Genomic DNA, 18,013 nt, shown 5'->3' on the forward strand with positions numbered 1-18,013 from the left:
TTTAAATAAAAAGTTAGGTAAACCTAAAAAGGAGTGTAAGATTTGGAACGTACGGCCATTGTAATTCAAGACCTTTCAGCCGCTTATCAAGGGAAAACTGTTTTGAAAACTATCAACTTGACGATAAATCCACAAAAAATTACCGGTATTATCGGACCAAACGGTGCAGGAAAATCAACATTTATGAAATCTTTGCTAGAGTTGATACCAGCTACTACTGGTAAAGTCACCTTTTCTGGACAGCCGGTAAACTCAGTCCGTAAAAAAATAGCCTACGTGGAACAGCGAAGTGAATTGGATCTTTCCTTTCCAATTGATGTATTAGGCGTTGTACTTTTAGGAACATATCCATCTTTACGAATTGGACAAAGACCTGGGAAAAAAGAAAAAGAACGTGCAAGACAAGCTTTGAAAAAAGTAGGGATGGAAGAATATGCCAAAAGACAGATCAGCGAACTATCGGGTGGACAGCTTCAGAGAGTTTTTATTGCAAGAGCTCTAGCCCAAGGAGCAGAATGGATCTTTTTAGATGAACCATTCGTAGGGATTGATGCGTTAAGTGAACGAAAGATCTTTGACATCTTGCAGGAATTGAAGAATTCAGGAAAAACGATTTTGATCGTCCATCATGATCTTCATAAAGTAGAAGAATATTTCGATGAGGTTATTCTTTTAAATAAACAGCTGATCGCTTCCGGTCCAGTACAAGAAGTCTTTACATCGAAGAACCTTCAATTGGCCTATGGTGAGATCATCAGACATTTAGTAAAAGGAGGAGAGAAAAAATGATCCAATCCTTTATTGATGGATTAATGAATTATCAATTCCTGCAATACGCTTTGGTCACTTCCATGCTTGTAGGACTTGCTTCTGGAGTCATCGGTTCTTTTATTATTTTACGAGGGATGTCTTTGATGGGAGACGCTATCTCTCACGCAGTTCTTCCAGGTGTAGCCATTTCTTATATGTTTGGTTTTAGTTACATCTTTGGAGCCACTGCTTTTGGGATGCTAACAGCAGCAGTGATTGGTTTCGTGACTCAGCGGAGCCGATTGAAAAATGATACAGCGATTGGAATTGTCTTTAGCTCCTTTTTTGCATTAGGGATTATCTTGATTTCATATGCCCAGAGTGCGACAGATTTGTATCATATTTTATTTGGGAATGTCTTAGCTGTTAGGGAAAGCGATTTGTTGCTGACAGCACTCGTTAGTGGAATCGTCTTGATATTTGTCTTTTTCTTTTATAAAGAATTGAAGATCACATCATTCGATCCGACAATGGCAAAAGCTTATGGGCTGAACACATCGCTGATCCATTATCTTTTGATGTTCTTTTTGACATTAGTGGCTGTAGTCAGTTTACAGACAGTAGGAACAATCTTGGTGATTGCCATGTTGATCACACCAGCCGCCACGGCTTACTTGCTAACGAACCATTTACTGAAAATGATCATTACAGCTGCAGGAATCGGTATGCTAAGTGCAGTTGTCGGTGTGTTTTTCAGTTATAGTTACAATTGGCCATCAGGAGCTACGATCGTGTTAGCATGTACCGCATTTTTTATCCTTGCTTTTTTATTTTCTCCAACAAAAGGAATTTTATTTCAGAAAGGAAGCAGATAGATGAAAACAAAAAAATCACTCTTTTTAATCTTGGCAGTTAGTTTCTTGGTATTAGCCGGTTGCGGAAAGCAGGCTTCTGACCAAGCGGATGAAGGAAGTAAAGAAAAGTTGTCAGTCGTGGCTACCAATTCGATCTTGGCGGACATGGCAAAAGAGGTCGGAACAGATCAAATAGATATCCACAGTATCGTACCAGTCGGAACAGATCCGCATGAATATGAAGTACTACCAGAAGACATCAAAAAGGCAAGTGATGCAGATGTTATTTTATACAACGGTTTGAATCTTGAAACAGGTAACAGCTGGTTCGATAACTTGATGGAAACGGCTAAAAAAGAAGAAGGAAAAGATTATTTTGCAGTTAGCAAAAATGTAGAACCTCTTTATTTAACTAGCGGTGAAGAACATACAAAAGCAGATCCCCATGCTTGGCTAGACCTATCTAACGGAATAAAATATGTGGAGGAAATCGCACGTATATTCTCTGAAAAAGATGCAGAAAATGCGACACTCTATAAAAAAAATGCAGAAGCATATGTGGAAAAACTAAAAGAATTAGATACACAAGCGAAGGAAAGTTTTGCTTCTATCGAAGAGAACAAAAAATTATTAGTAACAAGTGAAGGGGCATTCAAGTATTTTTCACGAGCATATGATTTGCCAGCAGCTTATATATGGGAGATCAATACAGAAAGTCAAGGTACGCCTGATCAAATGAAAGCGATCATTGATCAGATAAGAGCAAAAGAAGTACCGGTTTTATTCGTGGAAACCAGTGTAGACTCAAGAAGCATGGAACGGGTAGCAAAAGAAACGGGTTTGAAAATCTATGATAAACTGTTCACTGATTCCATAGCAAAAGAAGGAGAACAAGGAGATTCTTACTATCAGATGATGAAATGGAATATTGAAACGATCCATGAAGGTTTGTCACAAACAAAAGAAAGCTGAAAAGTGCAAGGTCTAGCTTGAGGAGCAGACCTTGCATTTTTTATAAGAGATATGAAAAAAAATTATGCTGTTTTTCGTCGTACAGATACCTTTTTTGAAGAAATTCCGTTATAGTTAGAGTAAGGAAGGAAGGTGTGGCTATGAATTTTACACGTAAAGATAAATATACGATTAAAGAAGAAGTCTTTCGATTGATCAGCCAGCAGGAAAATACCGACAAGGATCAAGACCTTCAATTTCTTGAAGCAGAATTAGCTAAATTATTCATAGCAAATCAAAATGAGACAACAGAACCAGATGAAGAGCTGTACATAGGCAAATGGTTGTTTGATGAATTTCAGCCTTTAGATGAAAATACCGGTATCGGTTATTTTGTGTTCCTTTCTCCAGTCGGCTTCACACCTGGCGTATTAGTTAAACAAAACGACGAAATAACCGTCAAAGCATGGCCTGCATTATTTTCAGTCATCAAAGCAGAAGGAGTAATCAAAAAGATCCAGTCGGCCTATTATAAAAGTCAATTTATTGCCAACAGCAAATTAATGAATATGTTTTATAATCGTCTAGTAGAAATTGCTAGGCCTGGGAAAATCCCGCAAACATTCACGTACACACAGCAAAAAAATCTCTATGAAGAAGTATTGTATTCCCGCGATCTGTCTGAGTTTTCGCCATGGGAAGAGGTAAGGCTCCATGAACTGTTAAGTACAAAACCAGTTTCATTGAATTTTTTTAATGCATTAGATAACAAAAGAAAATTAATTTCAACAAATTATTGGGAAGTATTTGCTGCAAGAAAAAAATGGATGGAAGAAAAGAAGATTGCCGATCAGCAGATCCAGTTTGTCCAGCTGAAAAAAGAAAAACTATATTATGGGTTATACAGCCGTTAACAGCAAGCGAGGAAGACCATGACATTAAAAGAAGAAATCATACAAGAAAGCAAACGATTAGGAATTGACAAAATCGGGTTCACCACGGCGGAACCTTTTGATTCATTAAAAGAATCGTTGGAAGAACAAAAAGCAGCTGGCCATACTTCTGGCTTTGAACATCCAAATATCGATGAGCGTCTTTATCCAGAAATGACATTTGATCAGCCGAAATCGATCATTTCCATTGCACTTGCGTATCCTACTAGGATCCATGAAGAAGTGCCTAGGGATGAAAAACGCGGGCAGTTTGCTCGTGCTTCTTGGGGGATCGATTACCATGATATACTCAGAGACCGTTTGAACCGATTGATCGAATTCATCCAAACAAGAGCAGAAAAATGGCAAAAAGAAGAGGAATGGCGTCTAGCTCCGCAAGTAGATACTGGAGAACTGATCGATGTCGCTGTAGCACAGCGAGCTGGTTTAGGATTTATTGGACGAAACGGATTGTTGATCACTGAAGAGTTCGGTTCATTTGTCTATCTTGGTGAGATCGTTACTAATATTGTATTTGAGCCTGATAAACCAGGAGAATTTGGTTGCGGTGACTGTATGCGCTGCGTGACTGCTTGTCCGACAAAAGCATTGCTTGGTGACGGAAGAATGAATGCCCAGCGATGTTTGTCTTATCAAACTCAGACAAAAGGGATGATGCCGGAAGAATATCGTAAAAAAATGCGAAATGTCATTTATGGATGTGATATCTGCCAGTTAGTCTGCCCTTACAATCAAGGAAAAGATTTTCATTTTCATGAAGAGATGGAACCAAAAGTAGACGAAGTATATCCAAAATTAAAGCCAATGCTTTCGATGTCTAATAAAGACTTCAAACAGCAATTTGGGCATTTAGCTGGTTCATGGCGTGGGAAGAAACCTTTGCAGAGAAACGCATTGATTGCTTTAGCTAATCTAGGTGATCGAACGGCATTGCCTGAGATTTCAGAATGTTTAACAGATGTCCGCCCTGTCATCAGAGGAACAGCAGCTTGGGCTATTGGACGTCTAGGAACAAAAGAACCGGAAAAATGGCTTGATGTATTAGATGAAATATTAGCTAAAGAAACAGAAGAAGTCGTTATAAACGAATTGGAACATGCCCAGAAATTATTGCGGAGAAAGTTAAAATAAAAAAATAGTTAACATTATTCAAAGTTTTTGTCCAGTAATTGTTGTAACAATTACTGGTTTTTTTGTATTTTTTACATTTTTTTAAGAGAATTTGATAAAAATCAAAAATTTTTTTGCTTTTTTTTATGGATTATTGCAGTGAATGTTACAGAATCTGCGTTTTTCATTCAAAAATAAAAAAACATAGAAAAACGATTACTTTGCTTATACAACAAGGCTTTTATGGTTTTGTATCAAAAAAATATTTGTTTAAATGTTACAAATATTAAATAATTCGTTATTTTGTCATTAAATGTCATGTTTCTTTTACCTATGAAATATTTCTAAATGATAAAGTTAATAGCGTCGAAAGAATAAAAAACGGAGAAAAAAAGGAGTTTAATATGAATTCATTTAAGAAAATTGTTTTAGGTACAACTTTTGCTGCTGGTGCTACTGCAATGTTTGTAGGAACTACAAATGCTCACGCTGATGAAGTTTATACAGTAAAATCAGGTGATTCATTATCTAAGATCTCACAAAAATTTGCAGGAGACAACTCAATGATCGATGCAATTGCTGAAAAAAATTCGATCGCAAACATCAACCGCATTTATGTTGGTGAACAATTAACAATCCCAACTTCAAATGATTCTTCAGCAACAACAGAAAACAAAACAACAGAAAATACAGCATCTACAACTGAAACAGCAACGCAAGAACATACATACGTTGCACCTGTTGAAACAGTTGAAGTAGCTCCTGCTGCCCCAGCTGCTGCAACAGCGCCAACTTCAAGCTCTGCAAAAGAATGGATCGCACAAAAAGAATCAGGCGGTTCATACACAGCTACTAACGGACGTTACATCGGCCGTTATCAATTAGATGCTTCATACTTAAACGGCGACTATTCAGCTGCCAATCAAGAACGTGTAGCAGAACAATATGTAACATCTCGTTATGGTTCATGGGATGCTGCTAAAACATTCTGGTTAGCAAACGGCTGGTACTAAGCCGATAAAAGGAAAATGATGAAACCGAGAAACTTGTTTATTCAAGTTCTCGGTTTTTTTGTGTGAAAAATAACTCGTTTGCTTCCCACAGCGCAGCAGTACAAATAAAAACTCGAATAATGTATAATAAAGAAAACGTTTTTTTGTTTAGGGAATGAGGAGGAGCCATGAGTACAAAAGAGAGTCTCGAATTAAACGAAATCACAAGTGGAAATCCACTGTTATCCAGTATTCGATCGATTGTAGAAACGACATTTTACGGTAATAATGTTCATGAAGTTTTTGACAGGAAGACAGCTTATCAACTAGCAAAAGGGAGTCCAGGAACGATCATCACAGATTTAACAATCTCACATGCTGAAGAACTAGATTTACCAGCTGATGTTAGGACACTAGTATTCAATGATGGAAGCATTGTGGGAAGAACAGCAAGTGCTCGGCGGATCTTTGAGGACTTAGACAAGGAACAAAGCAAATACGAGAAAATTTTAAGAGAAGCTGTGTATCAAAGTCGCAAGCGCCAGTTTTACCATACAAAAGTAATCGTTGGCCTATCTGAAGAATTTTCTGTGCAAAGTCATTTGCTGATTCCAGAAGGATTTGAGAACAATTTGTATTCTTATTTGCTGAATTTTCAGCCAGCGAATTCGAAGATCTTAGAGACTTATCAAAAGTCTGTTTCCTTTGATGAGGGAGATCTTTATATCTTTTGTGATCCCGAATGGACACATGAAACATTTCCAAATGGACTCATTTTGTTTGATGCTCTCCATAATACAGCGGCTGTGCTAGGATTACGTTACTTTGGAGAATTAAAAAAAGCGACTTTGACGCTTGCTTGGGCATTGGGAAATCGCAATGGCTTTATTGCCTGCCACGGTGGGATGAAACAATATGCTAGTAATGACCAGACCTATACGATGGCTGTATTTGGGTTGTCCGGTTCTGGAAAATCAACGATTACCTTAGCAAAACATACGGAAGGTCACTCTGTTTCGATCTTGCATGACGATGCTTTCGTTATTTCTCGAAAAAATGGTTTTGCTACTGCCTTGGAACCTTCTTACTTTGATAAAACACAAGACTATCCGTCTGATGATCCGGCCATTTCTTCTTTCCTTACTTGTCAGAATGTGGGCGTGACATGTACAAGTAAAGGAGAAAAAGTCCTAGTAACAGGAGATATACGAAACGGAAATGGGCGGACAGTCAAATCACGTTATGCGACACCCGACCGAGTCGATCATCTTAGCGAAAAGATCGATGCTGTTTTTTGGATCATGAAAGATGATTCGCTTCCGCCAATTATCAAGATCAATGACCCAGTTTTAGCAGCGTCTTTTGGTGCAACATTAGCAACAAAACGATCAGACGCGGAAAATATCACTACAAAAAGACAGCTAGATGAGCTAGTCATTGAACCATTTGCTAATCCTTTCCGTGTCTATCCTCTTAGGGAAGACTATCAAGCTTTTCGAGAGTTGTTTTTGAAACAGCAAACAGCCTGCTATGTCCTGAATACTGGATATTTCGATGATAAAAAAATCAAACCTGAAACGACATTGTCAATCGTTGAAAGAATCGTGCAACAAACGGCAGAATTCAAGTCGTTTGGTCCATTTGAAGACATCCACTATTTACCTATACCAGATTTTCCTGTTTCTTTTGAGGATACGTCCTATAAAAATCTGGTGAAACAACGACTTGATATTCGTTTACGATTCATTGAAGCTCAGATAGGAAAAGATCTCTTGCTAGATGAAGCAAAAGAAAGTTTGGAGAATTTGATTCAGAAATTGAACTAAAATAACAGCTTTTTCAAGAAGTAATCCATGCGCAATATCGCTCGGGATCCTTACTTGAAAAAGCTGTTTTTCTATGATGGATTTTTCGTAATATAGGTGGAGATGTCCTTTTGATAATCTTCCGTAGACCAATGACCAGTATTTAAGAAGTTGGCTAATAGATAGCCGATATAAGGACCTGTGGTCAAGCCAGAAGAGCCTAGACCGCTAGCAGCCAGTAAGCTTGGATCATCTGGCAGTACGCCAAAAAATGGGGAAAAATCTGACGTATAAGCACGGGTACCTACACGGAACTCGTATGGCCAGTTTTTTATCTGATCTGGATCAGTCAAGAACTGTTCTGTACTCTTAGTCAATCCCTTATAAGCTTCGCTAGTAGGAGCCAAATCCCAGCCTTGATCGTTTTCATGGGTAGCACCTAAAAGGATCTTTCCATCCATGAAAGGAATGAAATCAGCTTCTCCGTCAAGCATAGCAACAGGCCAGTCTTGACTCATCTTATAAGATGTCTGAAATGCTAAGAGCTGCCCTTTTTGCGGACGTATATCTGCAGCATAGCCTAATTCTTGTAATAAAGGCTTAAGTGCCGGGCCAGGTGTCAAAATTACACGATCAGCTGTGTATTCTCCAAACGGTCCCTTGATGAGCCAAGAATCGCTCTTCTTATGCAAAGTGACTTTTGCCTGGATCTGCTCCATTTGTTTTTGTGCTAAACGCTGACCAAGATGTTCTAAATATGCTTTTCCATCCAGACGACCACCACCACTGATACGCAGTGAAACTGCTGGTTTCAATAACGGAAGTGCTTGAGATGTCTGTTCAGGTGAAAGCCATTCGATGTTTCCAATTTCTGGCGCTTCTTCTTTTCGTTTCTCGGCAAGAACAGCCAATTCAGCTAAATCTTTTTCAGGTCGAAGCAAAAGTGTCCCTGATTGTGCGTAAATCGTTTGATCAAGTTGGAAATCTTTTATAAGTTTAGGGAAAAAAGCAGCGCCGTCTTTAGCCAGACGATACCATTGTTTGTTTCTGCGTTTCGACAACCAAGGGGAGATAATCCCAGCGCTAGCTTTAGTTGCCTGTCCTGTCCCTTCATCAAATAAAGCAACATTGAATTTTGATGTATCTAAGTAACTGGCTAGGGTCATACCAATGATCCCGCCACCGATAATGGCAATTTTTTCCATAAAAAAGCCTCCTTTTACAAACAACCATTTTCACACAAAAAAACGGCAGATGCAACACCTGCCGTATATGGAATCTACGCTTTTTTAGCAAAGAACAGATAATAGGCGAATCGAGCAAAGCTTACGAGAAGCAACAGCAACAAGACGCCTAATGCTGCTTTTGATCCTAATGTAGTAGACACTTCATAGTTATGGGAAGTATGATGCTGGACGTAATTGATAATGACCGCTACTAATGAAGTAGCCACAGCGCCAGAAAACTGCTGCAAGGTATTGAACATTGCGTTCCCGTCTCCTTGTAGTTCTTCATTCAGTGCATTCATTCCGGTGGTCATCATATTGCTGTAAGATAATCCGATACCGATCATATAAAACACATGACAAGCAATCAATACACCCACTGAAGCGTGTCCTATGAGTAGGAATAATGCTAGCCAACCAATCAAAGAAAGAATCAGCCCAGCAAAAATTGGCTTCTTCGGACCATATTGATCCAGCATTTTCCCGGAAAAAGGAGAAAGCAAAGCACCAACCGCTGCGCCGGGAAGCATCGCTAATCCAGCGACAAAAGGACTACTTCCTTGAACGATCTGAAGGAAATTCGGCAAGACAAAAGATACACCAAGTAATAAAAACTGATAAACTAAGAAGCCAATCAAAAACAAGCGGAATGTTTTATTTGAAAGAATAGACAGTCGGATCAGTGGATGCTCCACTTTTTTACTTCGATAGTAAAAAAGGAACCAGCCAATACCGCCGATGATTAAAGCAATCCAGCTGGAAACTGTTCCCAACGTACTCAAAAATGTTAGACTTCCACTAAACAAAAGACAAATTCCTAAAACGCTTATCCAATCCAAATAACCACTTTTTTGTACTGCCATCTCGGGAATAGCAAACCAGCCGATAATCAAAGAAAGAATCAAAACGGGCACAAGAAACAGGAAGATATGATTCCATGTAAAATGTGAAGTCATAATGCCTCCATAAGTGGGGCCAATTGCTGGAGCAATGGCCGTTGTCAAAGTACCGACACCCATCATCGCGCCTCGTCGATTGAGGGGGGCAAATGTCAAGATAATATGGAACATCAACGGAAGAGCGATACCTGTCGCTGCACCTTGGAGCAATCGACCAAACAATAGGACCATGAAGGTAGGAGAGAAGAAATCGATCATTATACCTGCCAAGAAAAGCAGATTTGAAGCTAAAAAGAGTTTTTTGAGACTAAAATTGCGATTCAAATAAGTAGACAGCGGAACAATGATCGAAATCATCAAAAGATAAATCGTTGTTACCCATTGGACTTGTGCAGTCGTTAAATCAAACTGTCTGATAAGAGTTGGGAAAGTTACATTCATGGCCGTCTCGATCAATACGCCCGCAAAAGACATCATCCCTGTTGCAATTACTGCAGGTACTAAAAGCAGCTGTTTTTGTTTTGTCATTTACATCACCTCTAAAAAATTTCGTAAAAAAAGAGAGTGATTTCTATTATAAAAATAGAAACCGCCTCTCTCTCGACACGCCGAAACGTGTTATCTGTACGATTTATTTACTTCACTTATTCTAGCACAAACTGAAAAATAGTGTCAACACGATTAGCCAAGTCACTCAAAAAGAGGTATGATAATAAATAACTAAATGGAATTTCGCGGAGGAAGAAAAATGGAAAAAATTGAATGGCGTAAAGACAAGAGCTATAGTATGAAAAAAAGCCCGCAAATACTAGAGGTTCCTAAAAAACCATTCTTTAGCATCAGAGGGATCGGCGACCCGAATCAGGAAGACTTTAAACGAAGAGTAGCCTGTCTATATGCAGTCAGCTATGCAATACGCATGTCGCCTAAAAAAAATTGGCTGATTCCTGATTATCAGATGTATACTGTCTATCCACTGGAAGGACAATGGGGACTGCAAGAAAAGTATTTGCATGAACCAGTGATGAAAAAAGAACATTTTTCTTATCAATTGATGATCCGACAGCCTGACTTTGTTACAGAAGCGATAGCACAAGAAGCCATTCAGCGTTCTAGCAAACTTCCGGAAGACTTGAAAGAACAAGTAGTATTCAAAAAGATGGAAGAAGGTCTTTGTGCCCAAATCTTACACGTCGGGCCCTATGCCGAAGAACCTGCAACGTTTGAGAAATTAGAAGCATTCATCGCAAAAGAAGGCTATGAAAGAGCTTCTAAAGAACACAAAGAGATTTACATCAGCGATCCAAGAAAATCAGCACCTGAAAAAATGAAGACGATTTTGCGTGTTAAAATAGAAAAAGGTTAGCAACCTGAATGAAAACAAAAAATAAAAGTAAAAAATACCAAAATATGAAGAAATATTACTTATCTTTTGCTATAATCAACATTGAGAGGTGTCTAATATGAAAAAGAAACAGCGACAAGCACTGATCCGCCAGATCATTACAGAACAACCTATTGGGACACAGGAAGAGCTGCTTGCGCGGCTGCATGAAGCAGGCGCCGATGTGACTCAAGCAACGATTTCTCGAGACATTCGAGAAATGAAGTTAGTAAAAAGTCAAAATGAAAACAAAATAGTACGCTATACATTATTTAACCAGCCATCTGTTTCTTTAAATGAAGAACGTTTGCGTACAGCAATTAGACGCGAGGTTTTGCGTATCCAGTCTGTTCAGTTCATGGTTATCGTATTGACTGAACGAAATGGTGCCGATGTGGTAACGAATTGGCTAGATGAAGTGGCTTACCCTGAAGTTGTCGGAACGATGGCCGGTGTAGATACATTCATTATTATTTGCCGCTCAGAAGAAGAAGCACAGCGATTTGCAGAAAAGCTGGAAAAAATGAGGGAATAAATGAGGAGGACTTTTATATGAAAGATATGAAAGCGCTGCAAAATGGATCGGATATTCGAGGAATCGCATTACCAGTTGAAGGATATGAAGTAAACTTGACGACAGACATGGTAAAAAAGATCGGCTGGGGACTAGCAAACTGGATAAAGAAAAAGAAGAAATCAACCGATCCAAATAAAAAATGGACGATTGGGATTGGTCATGACAGTAGGATAAGCGGACCAGCACTGAAAGAGGCGTTGATCCAAAGTCTGAAAGAACAAGGGATACATGTCATCGATTTCGAATTAGCTACTACGCCTGCTATGTTTATGTCCACTCAATTTGAACAGTTCTCGTGCGATGCTGCGGTTATGCTGACTGCTAGCCATCTTCCCTATTATTATAATGGAATAAAATTCTTTACCTCAGAAGGAGGAGCAGAAAAAGAAGATATTGCTTTTATCCTATCACAGCAGCAAAAAATAAAAAGCGAACAAACTGGAAGCGTAGAAAAAGCAGACCTTTTGACACCTTATGCGCAAGATTTAGTCACAAAAATTAAAAAGGGGATTGGAACACTAGAAAGCAAACCACTAAATGGTTGGAAAATCATTGTTGATGCCGGAAATGGTGCTGGTGGATTCTTTGCTGAAAAAGTATTGAATAGCTTAGGTGCGGATTCAACAGGTTCCCAATTTTTGGAACCAGATGGCCGATTTCCTAATCATATCCCAAATCCTGATAATAAAGAAGCGATGGAAAGTATCAAGCAGGCTGTTTTAGCAAATGAAGCAGATCTTGGGATCATTTTCGATACAGATGTGGATCGTTCTGCAGTTGTCAGTGCTTCTGGAACAGTGATCAATCGAAATAATTTGATCGCAGTATTAAGTACAATCGTATTAAAAGAGCATCCAGGAACAAGAATCGTGACGAATTCCCCTACTTCTTCTCATCTACAAAGATTCATTGAAGAAAAAGGAGGCATCCAAGTTCGTTATATTTCCGGCTATCGAAATGTAATCAATAAAGCATTAGAACTTAACCGTCTTGGGAAAGATACACAGCTAGCCATCGAAACAAGCGGACACGCTGCATTCAAGGAAAACTATTTTCTGGATGATGGTGCATATGTCATCGCAAAGATCCTGATGCTTTTGCCAGAATTAAAAAGAAAAGGTATCACATTAGATGAACAAATCAAAGAGTTGAAACAGCCCGTAGAAGTACAAGAAATCCGATTAAAATTGTTCAGCGATGAACCACGCGAACAAGGAAACAAGATATTAGAAGAAATGAAGCGACTGTTGGAAGAAGAAAAAGGGATGAATTTCGACCCGGAAAATGAAGAAGGTATTCGATATGATCTAGAAGAGCCATACGGAAACGGCTGGTTTTTGATCCGTTTAAGCTTACATGAGCCGTTACTAGTATTACAGATAGAAAATGATGAATTCGGAAAGAACAAGTTGGCGTTAGTAAAATTAGCAAAATTATTCGGACATTTTTCTGATCTTGAATCATTAACAGCAGAATAAACCAGTCTTTTTGAAAGGCTAGTTGCTTGGACGGCAAAAAAAGTGGTATGGTTAAATCGAGTGCTGGTAGGGAGACCAGCAAAAGGAGGAAAAAATGGTAACGAATATGGTTATTTTTTTAACAGTATTGGTTTATGGGGTCAACTTTCTGGTATATATGTATCTTAAAATCAATCATATAAAAGATTATGTAGAAAAGATTGCTATTTATTTTGGAACAAATATGACGCTGTTGTTCACGAGTAGTATTTTTTTGTTTTTTGGAAAAATAGTAGAAGACGGCATTCTGGTATTCGAATAAGCAGAATTTTTGTAGAAAGCGCCTTACTTGTCATACACTATAATTATAGCCAAGTAGCAAATGGTCAATCGAAAGGAGCAGTACAATGAAAAAAGCATACGAAACAGCAATGATCAACCATGGCGGGCGCAATGGAGAAGTCGAGGCACCAAATGGCTCGATGCATATGAAAATCACTCCTCCAGGAATCCATGCAGAAGGAACAAATCCAGAACAATTATTTGCAGCAGGTTATGCTTCTTGTTTCAATGGGGCGGTACAACATATGATCAAAGAAGCAGGAATGACAGCAGAGTCCACAGTAAAAGCACGTGTCTCTCTTTATAATTTAGATGATGGCGGCTATCAGATCGGTGTAGTATTAGAAGTGCATATCGATGGCATCAGCGAAGAAGAAGCCCAAAAAATTGCAGAAGATGCGCATGAATTCTGCCCTTACTCCAAAGCAACTAGAGGAAATATCGATGTAGAAGTAACGATTGTTTAGAAGAATAAAGGAAATCGAACCAGACTAAAAACGTGAAAGGACCGCTTTTTGTCTGGTTTTTTTTGACAAATAAAGCAGATGATTTGGAGAATAGACAATTATCGGTTATCATATTTTTGTACCAATCGGTAGGTAAAAAAGAAGCGAGGGAAAAATGATGGAAAAATATCAAAATATTGTGATCGGTTTTGGAAAGGGCGGTAAGACTTTAGCGAAGGCGTTAGCTTCAAAAGGTGAATCGGTTTTAGTCGTTGAAAAGTCAACACGTATGTATGGCGGAACATGTATCAACATCGGCTGTATTCCTTCTAAATCATTGATTTTCAATGGAGAAAGAGGAATCGACTTTACAGAGGCTGTTGCTCGGAAAGAAAAATTGACGGGCATGCTTCGCGCCAAAAATTATCATATGATCAGCGATGAGGCAACTGGGACAGTGATGGACGGTACAGCACGTTTTCTTTCTAACCATCAAATCGAAGTGACGAATAATGGTGAAAAAGTGATTGTTGAAGGCGAACGGATTTTCATCAATACTGGTTCTGAACCAATCATTTTACCAATCAAAGGATTGAATACAAGTCGCTACTTGATTGATTCTACGCAAGCGATGGATCAGGAACAATTACCGGAAAAATTAGTGATCATCGGGGCTGGATATATTGGCTTGGAATTTGCATCAATGTTCAATGAATACGGATCTAAAGTTGTCGTTCTTGATGCCCATTCTGAATTTCTTCCACGTGAAGATGAAGATATCGCGCAAATGATTTTAGAAGACATGACAAATGCGGGAATCGAATTCCATCTAGGTGTATCTGTAGATCAAGTAGCAGACCAAGAATCAACAGCTGCCGTCACCTTTACAGAAGATGGCCAAGAAGTAACAATCCAAGCGTCAAAAGTTTTGGCTGCAACTGGAAGAAAACCAAGTACAGCATCACTTGGATTAGAAAATACAGATGTTAAACTAACAGATCGCGGAGCAATCGCTGTGGATGAATACCTTCGTACAGATGCAGACAACATTTGGGCGATTGGAGACGTCAAAGGCGGATTGCAGTTCACTTATATCTCTCTAGATGATTATCGAATCATTATGGATCAGTTGAAGGGCGAGAATAAACGAACAACGAATAACCGGAAAGCTGTGCCTTACAGTGTATTTATCACTCCGACTTTATCCAATGTAGGTTTAACAGAAAAACAAGCCAAAGCACAAGGCGTCAATTACAAATTATTCAAGTATATGACAAGCGGTGTCCCTAAAGCACAAGTATTAGAAGATCCTAAAGGTGTATTCAAAGTTTTAGTCGACCCTGAAACTGACTTGATTCTAGGGGCAAGTATCTATGCGGAAGATTCTCATGAAGTCATCAACTTGATTTCGCTAGCTATGAATGGAAAACTTCCTTATACGTTATTGAGAGATCAAATCTATTCTCATCCGACAATGAGTGAAGCTCTAAATGATGTATTAAAATAAATAACGAATGGAGAATCCACCATGTTCAATAATAAAAATACAGCAGTAGTTCTCACTGACCCGCAAGTCGAGTTCTTGAAACCAGCAGGCGGTGGCTTTGGTTTGACAAAAGATATCTTAGAAAAATACAATACGATCGAAAATATGATTGAAATGGTAAAACAAGCAAAAGAAAAAGGATACAAACTCTTTATTTCTCCTCATTATTTTTACCCACATGACCATAAATGGCAATTTGGCGGTGCAGGAGAACATATGATGCTTGAGCAGCAGATGTTTGCTAGAAAAAGTCAATATGAATCAGTGGAAGAAGGTTCAGGAGCCGATTTTATCGAAGAATTGAAACCTTATTTGGATGAAAATACGATCATCAGCTCTCCTCATAAAATCTTTGGACCAGAAAGCAATGATTTGGCGCTCCAATTGAGAAAAAATGGAATCGACACAGTAATTCTTGGTGGAATGAACGGAAACTTGTGTAGCGATTCCCATATGCGTGAATTGATAGAGAGTGGATTCAATGTTGTGGTAGCGACAGATGCAATTGGTGCTCCTGGCCAAGAAGCAATGGATGCAGCGTTGACGAACTTTGGCTTTATTGCAGATCAAGTGATGACAACAGAGGAAGTATTAGAGCAACTATCATAAGATAGGAATTGCTTTTGTCCTCGCAGTTCTTGAATCAATGAACATCTAGCTATATGAGAACAGTTTTATAGTGAGGGCTGTGTCAGATAATTTGGCACAGTCTTTTTTAAACGATTAAGAAGAAAAAATGATGAATTTACTGTATAATATAGGACTATGAGAAATGAAAAAGGAGAATATCATTGAAAACAAAGGAAAAGATCTTGGAAGCGACCAAAGATCTTATTTATAAAAAAGGCTATCATGAAACGTCAATCCGAGATATTCTAGCAGCTTCTGATACAGGAAAAGGTCAATTTTATTATTACTTTTCTTCAAAAAAAGAAGTTTGTCTAGCGGTGATCCATGCGCATATGGACGTATGGCAGACAGAATTGTTCGAAGACATCTTAAATGCTGGAAAACAGCCAGAAGAAGCATTAGAAGAAATGTTGGACTGGATTTTCGCTGATCATGAGACACAGATCACTTATCATGGCTGTCCTGTAGGTAATTTGATTATTGAGTTGAGTACAGTGGATGAAGAATACCGTCTGTTGCTACTAGAATTAGTCAATCAATGGGTCAAGTATACGAAACAAAATATCCTGGCACTTTCTGAAGAAAAACTGTCCGATGAAGAAGCAGACCGTCAAGCCAAAGCGTTGATTGCTGAAATCCAGGGAAGTATCTTATTGTTGAAAGTCACACAGGATCTATCACTACTTAGGCAGAATTTTCAATTGATCAAAGAAAGATTGTTAACTTCGCAAAAGGTTCTTTAATAATTAGAGGTTGTGACAGAAGTGGTCAGCTTCAAGAAATAAGAAGGAATTTACGAAAATTGCTTCTCAAATTTTTGTGAAATTTCGGCTTATTTTTCGAAGAAGCTACTTCTGGAACACCGTGTATTAGAGGTTGTGAAATCAGCGCTTTGACCTGAGTATTAGAGAAACAAACGGCAAAATAGTTCCTCATATTTTGCCGTTTTTTGAGCTAATACCGAAGGTTAGCTGATTGAACACCGTTTAGTGGAGAGGTTGTGAAAAAGCTGCCCTGCATCAAGTAATAAGAACAGCCAAATAAAAATAGCTGCTCATATTTTTCGTTTGGTTGGGCTTATTACCGCAGATGCAAGCTTTTGAACACCGTTTACCCAGAGGTCGTAAGCCTGCCGTTTCACTCCGAGTCACAAGGAACAATTTCAAAAAGCAGCTTCTCATGTTTGTTGAATATTGTGACTTGTGACCGAGGAGTTGGCAGGAGAATACCATTCACTGGAGAGTTTGTCACTTGTCACAACTTTTTTAGTTCTACAAAAATTGAAAGCGTTTTGTTGGTGCGAACTTCTTGTTGCAGTGTATGATAGAAAAAAAGATTGGGAGGGATTAGGATGTGTGGTCGTTATTTTTTTGATCTAGAGTCAGAGCTCCTTCAGAATTATTATCGAGAAGCCCAGACGAAACAACCGAAGCAGGCAGCAGAATTAGCAGCTGGAGAAGTTTTTCCGTCAAATCTTGTTGTGACGTTAAGAAAAGAGGAAGAAAACATCCTCACTCCGGAAATCATGAAGTGGGGATTTACCGGATTTAAAAAAGGACAATTGATGATTAATGCCCGTGCAGAGACAGTAGAAGAAAAAAAGACCTTTCATCAACCATTTTTGCAAAATCGTTGTGTTTTCCCAATGAGTGGCTTTTATGAGTGGAATGAAGAAAAAGACAAATTTATGTTTTCAAATAAGGAAAAAATAGTGTATATTGGCGGTTTTTATCGTAGCCATCAGGATGAAAAAATGGCAGAATCAATCATAATGACTACTGAACCTAACCGCACAGTCGCACCAATCCATGACCGAATGCCGCTTGTCTTGACTGAAGAACAAATCGAACCTTGGGTAACAGATATTTCTTTTGCGCGAAAAATCATTACTCAGCAGATGCCTGAATTAGTAATGGAGAAGGTATAACATAATCGATTTTTCAAAGAAAGAGCGGCAAAAAACGAAAAAGACTTCAGCACAGATCCCAAAAACAAAGAGAACAGAAGAAATGCTCATAAGCTGCATATACTGCATCTATAGGGTCACAGTCGACCTTTCTAATGTATAGCTTCTATTTGTTTTTTACTCGT

The 18,013-nt window shown here is 38.7% G+C and carries 18 protein-coding genes; 16 read left to right on the top strand and 2 right to left on the bottom strand.

Annotated elements, in window-relative coordinates:
- The first annotated feature begins 42 nt into the window (after window positions 1–42).
- The 7 genes from PYW34_RS02175 to PYW34_RS02205 all read left to right on the top strand — a co-directional run bounded on the left by PYW34_RS02175 (window position 43) and on the right by PYW34_RS02205 (window position 7,436).
- Complete coding sequence (locus PYW34_RS02175) at window positions 43–789, top strand: metal ABC transporter ATP-binding protein (RefSeq protein ID WP_002293686.1); 747 nt, start codon at window positions 43–45, stop codon at window positions 787–789.
- Window positions 786–1,625, top strand: a complete 840-nt coding sequence (locus tag PYW34_RS02180; RefSeq protein WP_002286845.1) for a metal ABC transporter permease — start codon at window positions 786–788, stop codon at window positions 1,623–1,625. The genes PYW34_RS02175 and PYW34_RS02180 overlap by 4 nt, the downstream gene beginning before the upstream one ends.
- On the top strand, window positions 1,626–2,576 hold the full coding sequence (locus PYW34_RS02185) for a metal ABC transporter substrate-binding protein (RefSeq protein ID WP_002286843.1): 951 nt from the start codon (window positions 1,626–1,628) through the stop codon (window positions 2,574–2,576). It begins immediately after the preceding gene.
- A 140-nt stretch (window positions 2,577–2,716) separates the two neighbouring features.
- A complete protein-coding gene (locus tag PYW34_RS02190; protein WP_002286840.1) occupies window positions 2,717–3,469 on the top strand; it encodes a hypothetical protein in 753 nt (250 codons plus the stop codon).
- An 18-nt stretch (window positions 3,470–3,487) separates the two neighbouring features.
- Window positions 3,488–4,639, top strand: coding sequence for a tRNA epoxyqueuosine(34) reductase QueG (queG, locus tag PYW34_RS02195; protein WP_002293684.1), 1,152 nt, complete (start codon window positions 3,488–3,490; stop codon window positions 4,637–4,639).
- 383 nt (window positions 4,640–5,022) lie between these two features.
- Entirely contained in the window at window positions 5,023–5,631 is a 609-nt protein-coding gene (locus PYW34_RS02200) for a LysM peptidoglycan-binding domain-containing protein (protein ID WP_002286836.1), read from the top strand.
- 167 nt (window positions 5,632–5,798) lie between these two features.
- On the top strand, window positions 5,799–7,436 hold the full coding sequence (locus PYW34_RS02205; RefSeq protein ID WP_002333421.1) for a phosphoenolpyruvate carboxykinase (ATP): 1,638 nt from the start codon (window positions 5,799–5,801) through the stop codon (window positions 7,434–7,436).
- 71 nt (window positions 7,437–7,507) lie between these two features.
- On the opposite strand, the gene PYW34_RS02210 is transcribed toward PYW34_RS02205, so the two are convergent.
- Window positions 7,508–8,620, bottom strand: coding sequence for an NAD(P)/FAD-dependent oxidoreductase (locus tag PYW34_RS02210; protein ID WP_002293683.1), 1,113 nt, complete (start codon window positions 8,618–8,620; stop codon window positions 7,508–7,510).
- 74 nt (window positions 8,621–8,694) lie between these two features.
- The gene (locus tag PYW34_RS02215; RefSeq protein WP_002293681.1) at window positions 8,695–10,068 is read right to left on the bottom strand and encodes an MFS transporter; all 1,374 of its coding nucleotides are present in this window, start codon (window positions 10,066–10,068) and stop codon (window positions 8,695–8,697) included.
- Window positions 10,069–10,288: 220 nt separating this feature from the next.
- On the opposite strand from PYW34_RS02215, the gene PYW34_RS02220 reads away from it, so the two are divergent.
- From PYW34_RS02220 to PYW34_RS02260, 9 genes are all read left to right on the top strand, one after another.
- Window positions 10,289–10,906 carry a GyrI-like domain-containing protein gene (locus PYW34_RS02220; RefSeq protein ID WP_002293679.1) on the top strand — a complete coding sequence of 206 codons (618 nt, stop codon included), beginning with the start codon at window positions 10,289–10,291 and terminating at the stop codon, window positions 10,904–10,906.
- Between the two features lie 97 nt (window positions 10,907–11,003).
- Complete coding sequence (gene argR, locus PYW34_RS02225; RefSeq protein ID WP_002286829.1) at window positions 11,004–11,459, top strand: arginine repressor; 456 nt, start codon at window positions 11,004–11,006, stop codon at window positions 11,457–11,459.
- A 17-nt stretch (window positions 11,460–11,476) separates the two neighbouring features.
- The gene (locus PYW34_RS02230; protein ID WP_002286827.1) at window positions 11,477–12,979 is read left to right on the top strand and encodes a phosphomannomutase/phosphoglucomutase; all 1,503 of its coding nucleotides are present in this window, start codon (window positions 11,477–11,479) and stop codon (window positions 12,977–12,979) included.
- Between the two features lie 94 nt (window positions 12,980–13,073).
- A complete protein-coding gene (locus PYW34_RS02235) occupies window positions 13,074–13,280 on the top strand; it encodes a hypothetical protein (protein WP_002293677.1) in 207 nt (68 codons plus the stop codon).
- A gap of 85 nt (window positions 13,281–13,365) precedes the next feature.
- Complete coding sequence (locus PYW34_RS02240) at window positions 13,366–13,767, top strand: organic hydroperoxide resistance protein (RefSeq protein ID WP_002286825.1); 402 nt, start codon at window positions 13,366–13,368, stop codon at window positions 13,765–13,767.
- 154 nt (window positions 13,768–13,921) lie between these two features.
- Window positions 13,922–15,253: an FAD-containing oxidoreductase gene (locus tag PYW34_RS02245; RefSeq protein ID WP_002286818.1), complete on the top strand. Its 1,332-nt coding sequence runs from the start codon at window positions 13,922–13,924 to the stop codon at window positions 15,251–15,253.
- A gap of 21 nt (window positions 15,254–15,274) precedes the next feature.
- Window positions 15,275–15,901: a cysteine hydrolase gene (locus PYW34_RS02250; RefSeq protein WP_002333420.1), complete on the top strand. Its 627-nt coding sequence runs from the start codon at window positions 15,275–15,277 to the stop codon at window positions 15,899–15,901.
- A gap of 182 nt (window positions 15,902–16,083) precedes the next feature.
- Complete coding sequence (locus PYW34_RS02255) at window positions 16,084–16,665, top strand: TetR/AcrR family transcriptional regulator (RefSeq protein ID WP_002286813.1); 582 nt, start codon at window positions 16,084–16,086, stop codon at window positions 16,663–16,665.
- A gap of 608 nt (window positions 16,666–17,273) precedes the next feature.
- Window positions 17,274–17,849, top strand: a complete 576-nt coding sequence (locus PYW34_RS02260) for an SOS response-associated peptidase (protein WP_002293673.1) — start codon at window positions 17,274–17,276, stop codon at window positions 17,847–17,849.
- Window positions 17,850–18,013: the final 164 nt, after the last annotated feature.

Source organism: Enterococcus faecium, from assembly GCF_029023785.1.
GTDB classification, from domain to species: Bacteria; Bacillota; Bacilli; order Lactobacillales; family Enterococcaceae; genus Enterococcus_B; species Enterococcus_B faecium.